10 protein-coding genes are annotated in these 15,749 nt (G+C 69.8%); 7 read left to right on the top strand and 3 right to left on the bottom strand.

Annotated elements, in window-relative coordinates; all coding sequences use genetic code 11:
- Positions 1 to 323 precede the first annotated feature (323 nt).
- Together A4F85_RS03955 and A4F85_RS03950 are read left to right on the top strand one after the other, a co-directional pair.
- Positions 324 to 1,178, top strand: a complete 855-nt coding sequence (locus A4F85_RS03955; RefSeq protein ID WP_063325724.1) for an RNA ligase family protein — start codon at positions 324 to 326, stop codon at positions 1,176 to 1,178.
- Positions 1,179 to 1,213: 35 nt separating this feature from the next.
- Positions 1,214 to 2,359, top strand: a complete 1,146-nt coding sequence (locus tag A4F85_RS03950) for an AAA family ATPase (protein ID WP_043822814.1) — start codon at positions 1,214 to 1,216, stop codon at positions 2,357 to 2,359.
- Positions 2,360 to 2,390: 31 nt separating this feature from the next.
- Here A4F85_RS03950 and A4F85_RS03945 read toward each other — a convergent pair whose 3' ends face one another.
- On the bottom strand, positions 2,391 to 3,374 hold the full coding sequence (locus A4F85_RS03945) for a Bug family tripartite tricarboxylate transporter substrate binding protein (protein ID WP_034395452.1): 984 nt from the start codon (positions 3,372 to 3,374) through the stop codon (positions 2,391 to 2,393).
- Between the two features lie 57 nt (positions 3,375 to 3,431).
- A complete protein-coding gene (locus A4F85_RS03940) occupies positions 3,432 to 4,445 on the bottom strand; it encodes a Bug family tripartite tricarboxylate transporter substrate binding protein (RefSeq protein ID WP_197485443.1) in 1,014 nt (337 codons plus the stop codon).
- Positions 4,446 to 4,542: 97 nt separating this feature from the next.
- Between A4F85_RS03940 and A4F85_RS03935 the strand changes: the two genes are divergently transcribed.
- From A4F85_RS03935 to A4F85_RS03920, 4 genes are read left to right on the top strand one after another with little or no spacing between them, the layout of a single operon-like run.
- Complete coding sequence (locus tag A4F85_RS03935; protein WP_063325723.1) at positions 4,543 to 7,158, top strand: aconitate hydratase AcnA; 2,616 nt, start codon at positions 4,543 to 4,545, stop codon at positions 7,156 to 7,158.
- A gap of 25 nt (positions 7,159 to 7,183) precedes the next feature.
- A complete protein-coding gene (locus A4F85_RS03930; protein ID WP_063325959.1) occupies positions 7,184 to 8,149 on the top strand; it encodes a GntR family transcriptional regulator in 966 nt (321 codons plus the stop codon).
- Between the two features lie 19 nt (positions 8,150 to 8,168).
- Positions 8,169 to 8,912: an ABC transporter substrate-binding protein gene (locus A4F85_RS03925; RefSeq protein ID WP_012206352.1), complete on the top strand. Its 744-nt coding sequence runs from the start codon at positions 8,169 to 8,171 to the stop codon at positions 8,910 to 8,912.
- Positions 8,909 to 10,018, top strand: coding sequence for a lactonase family protein (locus A4F85_RS03920; RefSeq protein WP_063325722.1), 1,110 nt, complete (start codon positions 8,909 to 8,911; stop codon positions 10,016 to 10,018). The genes A4F85_RS03925 and A4F85_RS03920 overlap by 4 nt, the downstream gene beginning before the upstream one ends.
- Positions 10,019 to 10,045: 27 nt before the next feature.
- Here the strand turns inward: A4F85_RS03920 and A4F85_RS03915 are convergent, their stop codons facing one another.
- The gene (locus A4F85_RS03915) at positions 10,046 to 11,212 is read right to left on the bottom strand and encodes a metallophosphoesterase (RefSeq protein WP_063325958.1); all 1,167 of its coding nucleotides are present in this window, start codon (positions 11,210 to 11,212) and stop codon (positions 10,046 to 10,048) included.
- Positions 11,213 to 11,426: 214 nt separating this feature from the next.
- Between A4F85_RS03915 and hrpA the strand changes: the two genes are divergently transcribed.
- Positions 11,427 to 15,506, top strand: coding sequence for an ATP-dependent RNA helicase HrpA (hrpA, locus tag A4F85_RS03910; protein WP_063325721.1), 4,080 nt, complete (start codon positions 11,427 to 11,429; stop codon positions 15,504 to 15,506).
- Positions 15,507 to 15,749: the final 243 nt, after the last annotated feature.

The following is a 15,749-nucleotide window of genomic DNA, read 5'->3' as shown; positions in this document are numbered from 1 at the left end:
CCCTTTCGAGGTGCACCATGCCCCGCCGCACAGCTTCCTGCTGAACGACTTCGTCACACGCTGATCCTGGCCTTGCCCCGGATGTCTTTTGCGTGTGCGCTGCGGTGCGTGGCCTTTTGAGGGCTTGCGGCTGACCGTCCGGTTTGCGGACGGCCCCGACAGTCCTGCCATCTTCCCCTTCGACAGCCTGCCGGCCCGGCCACCACGGGCCAGGCCGCGCTGTCGCTGCATCCCCTGCATTGCGGCGCCTGGCGTCGTCGTCGGCTTTTCCCGCTCCACGGCATGTCGCCGTGGGGTGCTGCATCGTTTTCGGAAAGCACGACATGACCCCATCCATTGCCCAAGGCGCTCACTTTCTTTCGAGCGTCGAGATCCTCAAATACCCCCGCACGCCGCACCTGCGCGGCTCGCGCCTGCAGTCCGGTGACCAGGACGACGCCGTGCCCTATGAGCGGCTGGCCGGCCGGCACATCGTCGTCGAGGAAAAACTCGACGGCGCCAACGCCGCGCTGAGCTTTGCCGGCGACGGCCAGCTGCTGCTGCAGTCGCGCGGCCACTACCTGGACAGCGAGCGGCCCGGCGGGCGCGAGCGCCAGTTCAACCTCTTCAAGCAATGGGCCCAGGCCCATGAGGGCGCGCTGCTGTCCCTGCTGGACGACCGCTACCAGGTGTTCGGCGAGTGGATGTATGCCAAGCACTCGCTGTTCTACGACGCGCTGCCGCACTGGTTCTGCGAGTTCGACATCTGGGACCGCTCGGCGCAGTGCTTCCTGGACACGCCGCGCCGCCATGCCCTGCTGGCCGGCGTGCCCGTGGTCTCGGTGCCCGTGCTCTACAGCGGGGCGGCGCCCCGGCGCATGCAGGACCTGCTGGCGCTGCTGGCCCCCTCGCTGGGCCGCAGCGCGCGCTGGCGCCAGGCCTTCGAGCAGGTGGTGGTCCGCCAGAAGCTGGACCTGCCGCTGTGCTGGCGGCAGACCGACGGCTCCGAACTGGCCGAAGGCCTCTACCTCAAGGTGGAGGAGGACGGCCAGACCGTGGCGCGCTACAAGTTCGTGCGGCCGGACTTCGTGCAGGTCATCCTCGACTCGGGCTCGCACCACAGCGAGCGGCCCATCGTCCCCAACGGGCTGCGCGAAGGCGCAGACATCTTTGCGGCCGATATTTCAAAAAGCTGGTGAGGCCTGCAGCGCAGACCCATCGCAAGGAGATTTCCATGACGAACTGGAAACAGATCCAGTCCCTGGTGCCGCAGCCCGGCGCCGACCCCGACTTCGCGGCCTGCCTGGCCGCCTTCCCCCAGCTGGAGCAGGCCAAAACCACGCCGCAGGACCCGGTCTATCACGCCGAAGGCGATGTCTGGACGCACACGCAGATGGTGGTGCGCGAGCTGCTGGCCGCCCCCGACCATGCGGCGCTCACCGCCACCGAGCGCGAGACGGTCTTCCTGGCCGCGCTGCTGCACGACGTGGCCAAGTGCTCGACCACCGTGGTGGGCGAGGACGGCCGCATCGGCCAGCCCGGCCACTCGCGCCGGGGTGCGCTGGATGCGCGGCTCATGCTCTGGGAGGCCGGCGCGCCCGTGGACCAGCGCGAGGCCATCTGCCGCCTGATCGCCGTGCACCAGGTGCCGTTCTTCGCCTTTGCCGATTCGCGCCGCGGCCTCTCGCCCGAGTTCATCGTGCGCGAGCTGTCCTGGCAGGTGGACCTGCACCTGCTCACCCTGCTGGCGCGGGCCGACATGCGCGGGCGCATCTGCCCGGACATTGCGTCCGTGCTGGTCAACATCGAGCTGGTGCGCGAGTTCGCGCTGGAAGAGGGCTGCCTGCGCACGCCACGCCGCTTTGCCTCGGCCGAGACGGCGGTGCGCTACTTCCGCGGCGCGCAGCTGCATCCCGACTATGCGCTGCACGAGCAGGCCGGCTCGCGCGCCATCGTCATGTGCGGCCTGCCGGCCAGCGGCAAGAACACCTGGGTGGCCGCCCACCATGGCGACCTGCCCGTGGTCTCCTTCGACGATGCGCGTACGGAGCTGGGCCTGCGCCACGGCCAGAACGAGGGCGCGGCCGCCCACCATGCCGTGGACAAGGCCAAGGCCCTGCTGCGCGCGGGCCAGCCCTTTGTCTGGAATGCCACCCACCTGTCGCGCCAGATGCGCGGCAAGACCGTGGACCTGTGCCTGGCCTACGGCGCCCGCGTGGAACTCGTGCACCTGGAAGCCAGCCGCCCAACCCTGCTGGCCCGCAACCGCGCGCGAGACACCACGCTGACCAACGCGGCCCTGCTCGGCCTGCTGCAGCGCTGGGACGTGCCTTTGCCTACCGAGGCGCATGCGCTGTCGTTGCTGGTCAATGAGGGATAGGTCGGGGGTGGGGGGAGGTCCCGCCTTTCGCTCAGTCCCTTCGGATTCCGCGCTCCTTCACCAGCCGGCCCCACTTGGCGGCTTCGCTGTCGATGAAGGCGGCGAACTCCTGGCTGCTGCCGCCGCCGAACTCGTTGCCCTGGGAGACGATGCGTTCCCGGACTTCCGGGTGCTCCATGGCCTTGGCGAACGCCTTGTTGAGCCGGGCCACGATCTCGGGCGGCGTGCCTTTGGGCGCCACATAGCCCATCCAGTTGGAGACGGTGACCTGGGGGAAGCCGGACTCGGCGAAGGTGGGCACGTCAGGGAGCATGGCCAGGCGCTGTGCCGAGGTCACACCCAGCGCGCGGATCTTGCGCGCCTGTATGGAGGGCGCGGCCGCACCGGTCTGCTCGAACATCAGGTCCACCTGTCCCGACAGCAGGGCGGTGGCGGCGGGACCACCGCCCTTGAAGGGCACGCCGACCATGTCCAGGCCTGCCGCCGCCTCGAAAAGCTCGGCCGAGAGATGGTGCGCGCCGCCCGGCCCTGCATTGGCGATGTTCAGCTGCCCCGGCCTGTCCTTGGCGGCCGTCACCACATCGGCCACGCTGCGATAGGGCTTGTCGGCGGGCGTGACCAGCACCAGCGGGCTTTTCTCCAGCAGGATGATGGGGACAAAGGTCTTGGGATCGAAGTTGAGCCTGGGGTAGATCCAGGGATTGACGGCCAGCGGCCCGAAGCTGCCCATGGCGATGGTGTAGCCGTCGGCTGCGGCGCGGCCCACGAACTCCATTCCGATGTTGCCGCTGGCGCCGGGCTTGTTGTCCACGATCACGGGCTGGCCCAGTATCTGCGCCAGCTGCCTGGCCACGAGCCGGGTCTTGACGTCGGTGTTTCCGCCGGCTGCGAAGGGCACGACGATGGTGACGGCGCGGACCGGGTAGCCGTCGGGGGCGGTCTGGGATCGGGCCGTGGCCGAAGCCAGGACCAGGATGGCGGCGGCCGTGGCGGCCAGCGCGGGATGAAGCTGCATGTCGTCTCCTGTGGTTTTCTGAAGGGAAAGGCAAATGCCGGGAAAGGGCGCGCGCCCTCACTCGGCCACGATGCGTGCCGAGGTCACGATGGCGGCGTACCTGGCGGTCTCGGCGGCGATGAAGTCCCTGAACTGCTGCTGGGACATGGGGGCGGGCTCGCCGCCCAGTTCGCGCAGGCGCTGCGCCAGCGCGGGATCCTTGAGCGCATTGACCACCGCCGCATGCAGCCGCGCCTGGACGGCCGGCGGCGTGGAGGCGGGCGCGAAGAGGCCGAACCAGTTGTCCAGGTCGTAGGAGGCCAGGCCCGTCGACTCGGCAATGGCGGCAATGCCGGGGGCGAAGCTGGCGCGCTGCGCTGAAGTCACCGCCAGCGCCTTGACACGGCCGCTCTTGATGAAGGGCGCGGCCCCCGCGTAGCTGACGAAGGCCAGTTCGACCACGCCCGAGGACACGTCCACCAGCTGGTTGGCCGCGCCCCGGTAGGGCACGTGGTTCAGCCGGATGCCGGCCAGCGACTGCAGCAGCTCGCCATTGAGGTGCTGGGGATTGCCCACGCCGCTGGTGGCGTAGCCGAGCTTGCCGGGGCTGGCCTTGGCCAGGCGCACCAGTTCATCGATGTTGCCGGCCGGCAGGCCGGGCGAGGCCACCAGTACGTTGGGCACGCGCGTGACCAGGGTCAGGGGCGCCAGGTCGCGGGACGGCTGGTAGGGCATGCGGCCCTGGTGCACCAGCGGGGCGATGGCGGTTTCGCCGGCCGAGCCCAGCAGCAGCGTGTGGCCGTCGCCCGCCGCGCGTGCCACGGCGCCTGCGCCCAGCATGCCGCTGGCGCCGGGCCTGTTGTCCACCACCACCGGCTGCTTGAGCGTCACGCGCAGCCGCTCGGCCAGCAGCCGGGCCATGGCGTCGACGCCGCCGCCTGCCGTGAAGGGAACCACAAGAGTGATGCTGCGCTGCGGCGCGTCCTGGGCCGCAGCGGGCAGGTTGCCGATGAGGCTGATGAGGCCAATGAGGCCGGCGAGCAGCGCGGTGCCCAGGCTGCGCAGCAAGCTGCGGCGGGAGGGAGCGTACATGTCAAAACTCCTTGGCGGCCTTGTGGCCAGGGTTTCAGGGAAAGCGAGATAAGTCGATTGATTGCATTTTAGAAATTCAATATGCAAAATATCAGCTATGGAAAACACCGAGAACCCCTTTTCCCGCGTCCTTGAACTGGACGGAGTCCGCTACCACGCCGCCGATGTGCCGGGCGTGCTGGGCGAGTGCCTGCCGCGCCTGCCCATGGTGCTCAGGTTGTTGCTGGAGAACGTGCTGCGCCACATGGAAGGGCAGGAAAGGGACGCTGCCGTGGCTGCCCTGCGGGCCTGGCTGAATCACGGCAGCAGCGAGGCCGAAATCGCCTTCCAGCCGGGCCGCGTGCTCATGCACGACACCACCAGCACGCCGGCGCTGGTCGACATCGCAGCCATGCGTGATGCCCTGCACGAAGAGGGCGTGGATCCGGCCGTGCTCAATCCGGTGCTGCCCGTCGATGTGTCGGTGGACCACTCGCTGGCCGTGGAGGCCTATGCAGCGCCGGGCGCCGCCCAGGCCAACCTGGAGCACGAGATACGGCGCAATGCCGAGCGCTACCGCTTCCTGCGCTGGGCCTCCAGGGCCCTGGCCCATGTGACCATCCACCCGCCCGGCACGGGGATCATGCACACCATCAACCTGGAGCAGCTGGCCACCGTGGTGACCACCGAGGAGCGCGGCGGCAGGCTCTGGGCCGTGCCCGACATGATGCTGGGCACGGATAGCCACACACCCATGGTCAACGGCATCGGCGTGCTGGGCTGGGGCGTTGGCGGGCTGGAGGCGCAGACCGTGATGTTCGGCATGCCCACCATGCTGCGCATCCCCGATGTCATCGGCGTGCGGCTGACCGGCGCGCTGCGCCCGGGCGTGCAGGCCAGCGACCTGGCCCTGGTCGCCACCCAGCGGCTGCGCGCCCTGGGCGTGGCCGGCGAGTTCGTCGAGTACTTCGGCCCCGGCGTGTCCACGCTGACGGCGGGCCAGCGCAGCGTGGTGGCCAACATGGCGCCCGAGTACGGCGCCACCACGGGCTACTTCGCGGTCGATGGCCAGACGCTTGACTACCTGCGCGCCACGGGCCGCAGCCCACAGCGCGTCGCCCTGGTCGAGGCCTATATGCGTGCCCAGGGCCTGTGGTTCGATCCGCAGGCCCGGCCGCGCTACACACGCCAGATCGAGATCGACCTAGACACCGTGGGCTGGCACATTGCCGGTCCGCGCCGTCCGCAGGACCTGCTGGACTATGGCGACAGCGCCCGCGCGCTGCAGGCCGTGGGCTTTGTTGCGTCCGGCGCGAAGGCCGGGCTGCCGCGCCATGCCGTGGCGCTGGCCGCCATCACCAGCTGCACCAATACCTCGGATCCCGCGCTGCTGGTCGCCGCCGGGCTGGTGGCGCGCAAGGCGCGGGCGCTGGGGCTGAAGGTCCCCGCATGGGTCAAGACCTCGCTGGCACCGGGCTCGCCGGCGGCTGCCTCCTATCTGGCGCGCGCCGGGCTGCTGCAGGACCTGGAGGCCGTGGGCTTCGGCATCGTGGGCTACGGCTGCACCACCTGCATCGGCAACCCCGGCCCGCTGACGGAGCCGGTGCGCCAGGCCCAGCGCGCCGGCCAGGCCAAGGCCGTGGCCATTTTGTCGGGCAACCGGAATTTTCCGGGCCGCGTGCATCCGGACATCGAGCTGAGCTTCATCATGTCGCCGTCCCTGGTCATCGCCTTCGGCCTGGCCGGCGACGCGGCCCGCAACCTGCGCCTCGAGCCCGTGCAGCAACTGGCCGATGGCCGGCCCGTGTTCCTGGCCGACCTCATGCCCACCCGCGAGGAAGTCCAGGCGGCGCTGGCGCTGGGCCTGCACCCGCAGGACTTCGGCCGCGACTTCGCGCGGGCCACGCTCAACCCGGCCTGGCATGCGCTGAAGGCGCCCGAGGGGCCGTTGTTTCCCTGGGACGCGCGGTCCACCGCGCTGCGCCGCCCGCCCTTTGCCGCGCTGTCCGAGGGCAGCCAGCTGGGCCGCTACCAGGCCCACCCGCTGCTGGTGGTGGGCGACGACATCACCACGGACCATATCTCGCCGGCCAGCGCCATACCGCCCGACAGCCTGGTGGCCGATTTCCTGGTGGAGCGCGGCGACGACCGGGCCGATCTCAACGTCTTCGCGTCGCGGCGCGGCAACTGGGAGGTGATGGTGCGGGCGGCCTTTCACAGCAAGACGCTGAAGAACCTGCTGGCGCCCGGTGCCCCCGTGGCCCATGGCCTGCATGCGCCGTCGGGCGAGATAGCGCCGCTGTGGGACATCGCTCAGCGCTACCGCAAGGCGGGCCAGTCCGTGGTGCTGGTGGCCGGCGAGCGCTACGGCACGGGCTCCTCGCGCGACTGGGCCGCCAAGGGCCAGCGCCTGCTGGGCATACGTGCCGTGCTGGCCCTGAGCTTCGAGCGCATCCACCGCTCCAACCTCATCGGCATGGGCATCGTGCCGCTGCGCTTGCCTGCGGGCATGGGGCCGCAGGAACTGGCGCTGCAGCCGGGCGACCGTATCGAGATCGATGCACCGTCCGACGCCCTGGCGCCGCGCTGCGCCGTGCCCGTGCGCATACTGCGCGGCGATGGCAGCGTGCAGGCGCTGCAGGCCACGGCCGCCGTGGAGACGCAGCTGGAGGCCGGGCTGCTGCGCAGCGGCGGCGTGATTCCTTCCATCCTGCGGCAGGCGGCCGGGCGCTGATGTGGCATGGCATGACAATGGGGGCATGAAGACCTCCACCCAGCTGTGCTCGCAAATCCTGGCACTGGCCCGTTCCGAGCAATGGGACAGCGGAACCCACCTGGCCGCCCAGGGCCTGGCCGACCGACTGCGCGTCTCCCGCCAGCCCGTCAACGAGGCCTTGCAGCAGCTGGAAGAGCAGGGTGTGGTGCGGCGCGAGCGCAACCGGGGGTTTTTCCTGGCCTTGCCGCATGACCGGATTCCGGCCGAACTGCTGGCCGAGGCGGCGGCCGGCGACCAGGACCTGACCGAAGCCATCTACTTTCGCATCGCCGAGGACCGGCTGCGCGCCAGCCTGCCCGAATCCGTCACCGAGGCCGCGCTGCGCACGCGCTACGGCCTGAGCAAGGCCCAACTGGCGGCCGTGCTCAACCGCATCTCGCAGGAGGGCTGGATCGAGCGCAAGCCCGGCTACGGCTGGACCTTTGCGGCCATGCTGACCACGCCCGACAGCCTGCTGCAGTCCTACCGCCTGCGTATGGCGCTGGAGCCGGCCGCGCTGCTGGAGCCTGGCTACCGGCTGGACCGCGCCGTGCTGCAACGCTGCCGCGCGGCCGAAATCCACTTGCTCGAAGGCGGCATCGCCACCGACCCGGCCGACCGCATCCACGACCGGGGGGTGAACTTCCACGAGTCCCTGGTCGAGGCCTCGGGCAACGTGTTCTTCATCGACACCATCCGCCGCGTCAACCGCGTGCGGCGCCTGCTGTCCTACCGCTCCATGCAGGACCGGGCGCGCTACCGCGAGCACTGCGAGCAGCATCTGAACATCCTGGAACTGCTGGGGCGCGAGCGCAACGAAGAAGCCTCCCTCGCCATGCGCGAGCACCTGGCGAGCACCTTGCGCAACCTGGCCAGCATCAGCGATCTCCTCGGTCCCGGCGCAGCGTCCCCGGAACCTTCGCGTACCCCTTCGCTTACCTCTTCCACGCCCCGGCGGGCATCCCGTTGACCCTTGAAGCGAGCCATCCATGAACCTTTCCTCCCAGCTGCTGTCCACCCTCGCGCCGCTTGGCCGCATCCGCGCATCCATCAACACCGGCAATCCTATCCTTGCGCGGCTGCAGGCCGATGGCCAGCCCGCAGGCGTGTCCATCGACCTGGCCCGGCGCCTTGCGCAGCAGCTGGGGCTGGAGCTGGAGCTGGTGGTCTTCGATACGGCCGCCAAGTCGGTGGATGCCGTCACGCGCGAGGAGGCCGACTTCGGCTTCTTCGCCGTGGACCCCGTGCGCGGCGCGGGCATCGGCTTTACCGCGCCCTATGTGCTGATCGAGGGCAGCTACCTGGTGCGCCAGGATTCGCCGCTGACCGACAACGCCCAGGTGGACCGGGCCGGGCACACCGTGGTGGTCGGCAAGGGCAGCGCCTATGACCTGTACCTGAGCCGCGAGCTCAAGCATGCGCAGATAGAGCGCGCCGTGTCCTCGCCCGCCGTGGTGCAGACCTTTGTGGAATCGACGGCCGACGTGGCCGCCGGCGTCAAGCAGCAATTGGAGGCCGATGCCGCACGCCTGCCCGGCCTGCGCCTGCTGCCGGGCCGCTTCATGGTGATCCAGCAGGCCATGGGCCTGCCCAAGGGGCGGGGCGATGAGGCCCTGCGCGTGCTGGCGGCCTTTGTGGAGGAGGCCAAGGCTTGCGGCTTTGTGGCCGAGGCGCTGCAGCGCCATGGCATTCAGGGCGCGGCCGTCGCACCGCTGGCGGGCGCATCGGCATGAGCACCTCAGCGTCGCGCTCCCTGTACGCCTACGTGGGTTCGCGCACCACGCGCGAGCGCGACGCACGTGGCGAGGGCATCACCGTCTATCGCGTGGACGAAGCCACGGGCGGCCTGCAGCATCTGCAGACCGTGGACGGGCTTGCCAACCCCTCGTTCCTGGCGCTCGATGCAGCCGGCACCCGGCTCTACACCGTGCATGGCGATGGCCATGAGGTCAGCGTCTTCGCACGCGATGCCGCAACGGGCCGCCTGGCGTTGCTGCAGACCCGGGACTGCGGCGGGCGCAACCCGGTGCACCTGGCCATCGCCCCGGGCGGACGGCAGCTGGTGGTCTCCGACCATCTGGGCGAGCCGGCTGCCAGCGACGGCCACCGGGGGTATGGCGGGCCAGGCGGTACGCTGGCCGTGATGCCGATCGCACCGGACGGGCGCCTGGGCTCCGTGCAGCAGCGGCTTGCGCTACCGGGCCAACCCGGGCCGCATCGCAAGGAGCAGCCGTTTGCCAAGCCGCACTTCAACCCCTTCTCGCCGGACGGGCGCTTCGTGCTGGTGCCTGACAAGGGGCAGGACCGGATCTTCATCTTCGCCTTCGAGCACGGGCGGCTGGTGCCTGCGCCCCAGCCCTGGCTGGACTGCCGCGAAGGCTCGGGCCCGCGGCATATCGCCTTCCATCCTGCGCTGGCCTGCGCCTATGTGGTCAACGAACTGGACAACACCGTGCTCACCTGCCGCTTCGATGCGGCCACGGGGGCGCTGCAGGGCCTGCAGATCCTGTCCACCCTGCCGGAGGGCTTTGTGGGCAACAGCCGGGCGGCGGGCATCGAGGTCTTGCGCGACGGCCGGCAGGTGCTGGTGTCCAATCGCGGCGCTGACGGCATTGCGGTCTTCGATGTCGATCCTTTGACGGGGCTGCTGCACGCCAGTGGCGGCTTCGCCTCGGGCGGGCGCACGCCGCGCTTTTTCACGGCCTCGCCCGATGGGCGCCTGCTCTATGTGCTCAACGAGGACAGCGACAGCATCGTCTGCCATGCCCGGGATGACGCCTGGCGCCCGCTGGCCAGCACCCACTGCGCCAGCCCGGTGTGCATGGTGTTCGCGCGGTAGCCGTCCACGCTGCCCTCCGGGGCAGGATCAGGCGCCGCGCAGCACCAGCAGGTCGATGCTGGCCGGCACGCCCAGGCGCACGGCAAAGCCGGCCCACAGGCCTGCGCCGGCGCTGACGAAGAGCTTCATGGCGCCGACCTCGTACTCGCCGCGCACAAAGCCGTCATTGGCGGGCGCCACCAGCCATTGGTCCATGCCCAGGATCAGGCCGCCGTGCGTATGGCCCGACAGCTGCAGGCCCACGCCGTGGGCCGCATTGTCACGGGCGGTCTTGGGCTGGTGGGCCAGCAGCAGGTGGTATTGCGCACCGGCCTCTTTGGCCTGGCGGGCCACGGTGTCGATGTCGGGTGGCACGCCTTCGGCCACGGACGGGTCGGTGTTCTGGCGCGACAGGCGGCCATAGGCCGGATCGCCGATGCCCGACAGCGCCAGGCGCGCGCCCTGCACATCGATCAGCTGCATGCGGTTTTCCAGCAGGTTCAGGCCCAGGCGGCGGAATTCGGCCATCCAGGCGTCGTAGCCGCTGTAGTACTCATGGTTGCCGGGCGCCGCCCAGACGCCGTAGCGTGCCTTGAGCTGCGCCAGCGGCGCGACGTTGGCGCGGCCGCTGTCCACGTCGCCGTCCACCATGTCGCCGGGCAGCACGATGAGGTCGGGCCGCGCCTCCAGCGTGCGGTCCACGATGGTCTGCACATAGCGTGCGTTGTTGATGGGGCTGGCGTGGATGTCGGCCAGCACGGCCACGCGCAGGCCTTCCAGGCCGGTGGGCAGGCCGGGCAGGCGCAGCGTGCGTTCGTGCACCTCGGGCGGGCGCAACGCATTGGCCACGCCCCAGGCCGACAGCAGGCCCGCCAGGGCCAGGGCGCCGGCCGTGAGCAGCGGCGCGTGCAGGCGCTGCTTCCAGTCCTCGCGCCGGGCCACGGCGGCCAGCGCCCAGAGGCCGTCGCGCAGCACGATGAAGACGGCCAGCATCAGCAGCAGGGCCAGCACCCAGCCGCCCGGCACCTGCAGATAGGCCAGCGTGCGGTATTCCACCGTGCCCTCGCGCAGCAGCACCAGCAGCAGGGCGGGCGTGCAGCCCAGGGCCGCCGTGGCGACGGCCGCCATCAGGCGTGCGCGGCGCGGCATCAGGCGGACGGGCCACCACAGCCACAGGGCCAATAGCGGAATGACGAGGGCGGCAAGAGAAACCATGGGGAGCAGATCGAGGAAGGCGGGTGAGGTGGCCAGCGCCGGGCGCGGGCGGCAAGGCGAGCGCCGATTGTGCGCAATGCCTTGCATGCGGCCGGCCCGCACTGGCGAAGGCCCTGGCCTGCGGGGGTTTTCATGCGGGCGGCACAGGGCAGGCGTATGGAAATCTGCAGCCGCGTGGCGCCGCCGGCATGGCGCGGGGATAATCCAGCCCCTTATGCCTTTGAAGATCAGCTTCCCTGAATCCCTGCCCGTATCCGCCCGCCGTGAGGAAATCATGGAGGCCATGGACCGGCACCAGGTCATCATCGTGTGCGGCGAGACGGGCTCGGGCAAGACCACGCAGCTGCCCAAGATCGCGCTGGCGCTGGGCCGGGGCAAGGTCAACGCCACGCCCGACGACAAGGGCCAGGTGCGCGGCCACCTGATCGGCCACACGCAGCCGCGCCGCATTGCCGCCAGCTCGGTGGCCAAGCGCATTGCCGAGGAGCTGAACACGCCGCTGGGCGATGTGGTGGGCTACAAGGTGCGCTTCCAGGACCGGCTGTCCAAGGACGCCTCGGTCAAGCTGATGACGGACGGCATCCTGCTGGCCGAGACGCAGACCGATCCGCTGCTCAAGGCCTACGACACCCTCATCATCGACGAGGCCCACGAGCGCAGCCTCAACATCGACTTCCTGCTGGGCTACATCAAGCAGATCCTGCCCCGGCGCCCCGACCTCAAGGTGGTGGTGACATCGGCCACCATCGATGCCGAGCGGTTCTCCAGGCACTTCGAAGGCCCCAAGGGGCCTGCGCCGGTGATCATGGTCTCGGGCCGCACCTACCCCGTGGAGATGCGCTGGCGCCCCTTCGAGGAAAAGCGCGACCACGACCTCAACGACGCCATCGCCGAAGGCGTGGACGAGCTGTGGTCCGGCGGCGTCAGCGGCGACATCCTGGTGTTCCTGCCCGGCGAGCGCGAGATCCGCGAGGCCGCCGACCACCTGCGCAAGCACCTGGCACAGCAGCCCGTGCTGCGCCATGCCGAGGTGCTGCCGCTGTTCTCGCGCCTGTCGCAGGCCGAGCAGGACCGCATCTTCGACAGCCACACGGGCCGGCGCATCGTGCTGGCCACCAACGTGGCCGAGACCTCGCTGACCGTGCCCGGCATCCGCTATGTGATCGATGCGGGCACGGCGCGCGTCAAGCGCTATTCCTTCCGCAGCAAGGTCGAGCAGCTGCTGGTCGAGCCCATCAGCCAGGCAGCGGCCAACCAGCGCGCGGGCCGTTGCGGCCGAGTGGCCAACGGTATCTGCATCCGCCTGTACGACGAGGCCGACTTCGGCACGCGCGCGCGCTTCACCGACCCTGAAATCCTGCGCTCCTCGCTGGCCGGCGTCATCCTGCGCATGAAGTCGCTGGGCCTGGGCGACGTGGTGAATTTCCCCTTCCTCGAATCGCCCTCGGGCCGCGCCATTGCCGACGGCTACCAGCTGCTGGGCGAGCTGGGCGCCGTGGACGAGCGCGGCGAGCTGCTGCCCATGGGCCGCGAGCTGTCGCGCCTGCCGCTGGACCCGCGCGTGGGCCGCATGATTTTGGAGGCGCGCACGCGCGGCGCCGTGGCCGAGGTGCTGGTCATCGCCTCCGCCCTGTCCGTGCAGGACGTGCGCGACCGGCCGCTGGAGGCCCAGCAGCAGGCCGACCAGCAGCACGCCAAGTTCGACGACGAGAAAAGCGAATTCAGCGGCTACCTGCGCCTGTGGAAATGGCTGCAGGATGCGCGCGGCGGCAAGGTGGTGGCCAAGAGCCGCAAGGAAATGGCCACGGCCCAGGCGCCGGCCGCCAAGCCATCGGCGCGCAATGCCGCTTTCCTGCCCGTGGCCCAGCGCAGCGGCGGGCAGAGCGTGGCCGCCCCGGCGGCCGAGGCGCTGGCGGCCTTCCATCCGCAGGACACCGGTCCCGGCACGGATGACGAGCCCTCGCACAAGCTCAGCAACCGCCAGTGGGAGCAGCTGCTACGCCAGAACTTCATCAACATCCGCCGCGTGCGGGAATGGCGCGACATCCACTCGCAGCTGCTGACCGTGGTCAACGAGCACAAGTGGAAGATCAACACCGAGCCTGCGGGCTACGACGCCGTACACCTGTCCATGCTGTCCGGCCTGCTGGGCAACCTGGGCTACAAGGGCGATGAAAGCGATGCCTACCTGGGCGCGCGCGGCATCCGCTTCTACCCGCACCCGGGCGCCCACCTGTCCAAGAAGCCGGGGCGCTGGATCGTTGCGGCCGAGCTGGTGGAAACCTCGCGCCTGTACGGCCGGGGCATCGCCGCCATCGATCCGCAGTGGCTGGAGGAAGTCGGCGCCCACCTGCTCAAGAAGCAGCTGCTCGATCCGCACTGGTCCAAGAACCAGGCCGACGTGGTGGCGCTGGAGCGCGCCACGCTCTACGGCCTGGTGGTCTACAACGGCCGCCGCATGAGCTATGGCCGCATCGATCCGCAGTCCGCGCGCGAGATCTTCATCCGCCAGGCCCTGGTGGAGGGGCAATGGGATACGCGCTGGCACTTCCTGCCCGCCAACCTCAAGCTGGTGCGCAAGGTCGAGGAGCTGGAGCACAAGAGCCGCCGCCAGGACGTGCTGGTCGATGACGAGCTGATCTACGCCTTCTACGACCAGCAGATCCCCAAGGACGTGTTCAGCGGCGCCACCTTCGACCATTGGTTCCGCGAGGCGGCCAAGGAAAACGCCGATCTGCTGCGCCTGTCGCGCGACGAACTGATGCGCCACGAGGCGGCCGGCATCACCACCCAGGCCTTTCCCAAGGTGGTCAAGCTCGGCGGCGTGGACTGCACGGCCAGCTACCTGCACAGCCCCGGCGACGCGCGCGACGGCATCACCGTCACCGTGCCGCTGTTCGTGCTCAACCAGGTCAGCGACGAGCGCGTGGAATGGCTGGTGCCCGGCATGCTCAAGGACAAGCTCCAGGCCCTGCTCAAGAGCCTGCCGCAGCGCCCGCGCAGCCGCTTCGTGCCCCTGCCCGAAAGCGCCCAGCGCCTGGCCGAACTCTTCACCACGCCCGAACGCTGGGGCCAGGGATCGCTCATCGATGCCCTGCTCAAGCAGGTGCGCGACGAGACCTCGCTGGACGTCAAGCGCGCCGACTTCAAGCTGGACATGCTCAGCCCGCACCTGTTCATGAACTTCCGCATCACGGACGAGCATGGACGCCAGCTGGGCCAGGGCCGCAACCTGGGCGCGCTCAAGGCCGAACTGGGCGCCAAGGCGCGCGGCGCCTTCCAGGCGCTGGCTGCGTTGAAGGTGGCGTCGGTCACGGAGGCCCCTGCACCCGCTGCCAACGCTGCCACCGCACCCGAAACCGGCAGGAAGCCTGCGCCCGCTGCCAAGGCGGAAAAGCCCGACCAGGCCACGCCTGCCAGGAATGCCAAGCCCAGCCAGCCCGCCGACAGCCGCTACAAGGAATGGAGCTTTGGCGAGCTGCCCGAGCTGATGGAGATCGGCCGGGGCGGGCAGACGCTGATCGGCTTTCCAGCACTGATCGACCACGGCGATGCCGTCGGCATCGAGGTCTTCGACGAGCCCGAGGTCGCGGCCGCACGCCACCGCGTGGGCCTGCGCCGCCTGTTCGCGCTGCAGATCCGCGATGCGCTCAAGTACCTGGAAAAGAACATTCCAGACCTGCAGAAGATGGCCGTTGCCTACATGCCGCTGGGCACGCAGGAGGAACTGCGCGAGCAGATCATCGACGTGGCCATAGACCGCGCCTTCCTGCAGGAGCCGCTGCCCACCAACGACGCGCAGTTCAAGCAGCGCGTGCAGGACGGACGCGGCCGGCTGACGCTGATCGCCAACGAGGTGGCGCGCATGGCCTCCACCATCCTGGTCGAGTACGCGGCGGCGCAACGCAAGATCAAGGACACCAAGAACGCGCCTGACGCCACGGCCGACGCCGCCCAGCAACTGCAGCGCCTGGTGCCCAAGAACTTCATCGCGGCCGCGCCCTGGACCCAGCTGCAGCACTATGCGCGCTACCTCAAGGCCATCACCAGCCGCCTGGACAAGTACCGCGCCGACCCGGCACGCGACGCCGGCCGCCTGACCGAGCTGCGCCCGCTGGAGCAGCGCTACTGGCGCCTGGTGGCCGAGCGCAAGGGCCACATCGATGCGCGCATGCAGGAGTACCGCTGGATGCTGGAGGAGCTGCGCGTGAGCTTCTTCGCCCAGGAGCTGCGCACGCCGTACCCGGTCAGCATCAAGCGGCTGGACAAGGTCTGGCAGCAGCTGCAGAACTAGCGCCGTGCCGGCCTGCGGCCCTTTCTTGAGCGGGAGGGCCGCAGGCCATGTTTCAATGCGGCATCGCCACCTTCCCGGCACGCGGCGGGTTGGAGCGATGCAAGGCCGTATGCGCCATCACTGAGATGGGGCATTTTTCAAAGCATGGGTGATCTGTGCAGAACCTGCACAGATGCTGGCCGCTCCATGGCGTTGCGGTGGACCCTGTGCGTTTCTAGACTGCAGGCATCAACCACTTCCCGT

The sequence above is a fragment of the Delftia sp. GW456-R20 genome (assembly GCF_001622915.1).
Classification (GTDB): Bacteria; Pseudomonadota; Gammaproteobacteria; order Burkholderiales; family Burkholderiaceae_C; genus Comamonas; species Comamonas acidovorans.
The sequence above is the reverse complement of the archived record's forward strand: the minus strand, read 5'-3'. Positions and strand labels throughout refer to the sequence as shown.

Coding starts and splice junctions, on each gene's coding strand:
- A4F85_RS03955 (WP_063325724.1), top strand. CDS start 324: ATGACCCCATCCATTGCCCAAGGCGCTCACTTTCTTTCGAGCGTCGAG.
- A4F85_RS03950 (WP_043822814.1), top strand. CDS start 1,214: ATGACGAACTGGAAACAGATCCAGTCCCTGGTGCCGCAGCCCGGCGCC.
- A4F85_RS03945 (WP_034395452.1), bottom strand. CDS start 3,374: ATGCAGCTTCATCCCGCGCTGGCCGCCACGGCCGCCGCCATCCTGGTC.
- A4F85_RS03940 (WP_197485443.1), bottom strand. CDS start 4,445: ATGTACGCTCCCTCCCGCCGCAGCTTGCTGCGCAGCCTGGGCACCGCG.
- A4F85_RS03935 (WP_063325723.1), top strand. CDS start 4,543: ATGGAAAACACCGAGAACCCCTTTTCCCGCGTCCTTGAACTGGACGGA.
- A4F85_RS03930 (WP_063325959.1), top strand. CDS start 7,184: ATGAAGACCTCCACCCAGCTGTGCTCGCAAATCCTGGCACTGGCCCGT.
- A4F85_RS03925 (WP_012206352.1), top strand. CDS start 8,169: ATGAACCTTTCCTCCCAGCTGCTGTCCACCCTCGCGCCGCTTGGCCGC.
- A4F85_RS03920 (WP_063325722.1), top strand. CDS start 8,909: ATGAGCACCTCAGCGTCGCGCTCCCTGTACGCCTACGTGGGTTCGCGC.
- A4F85_RS03915 (WP_063325958.1), bottom strand. CDS start 11,212: ATGGTTTCTCTTGCCGCCCTCGTCATTCCGCTATTGGCCCTGTGGCTG.
- hrpA (WP_063325721.1), top strand. CDS start 11,427: ATGCCTTTGAAGATCAGCTTCCCTGAATCCCTGCCCGTATCCGCCCGC.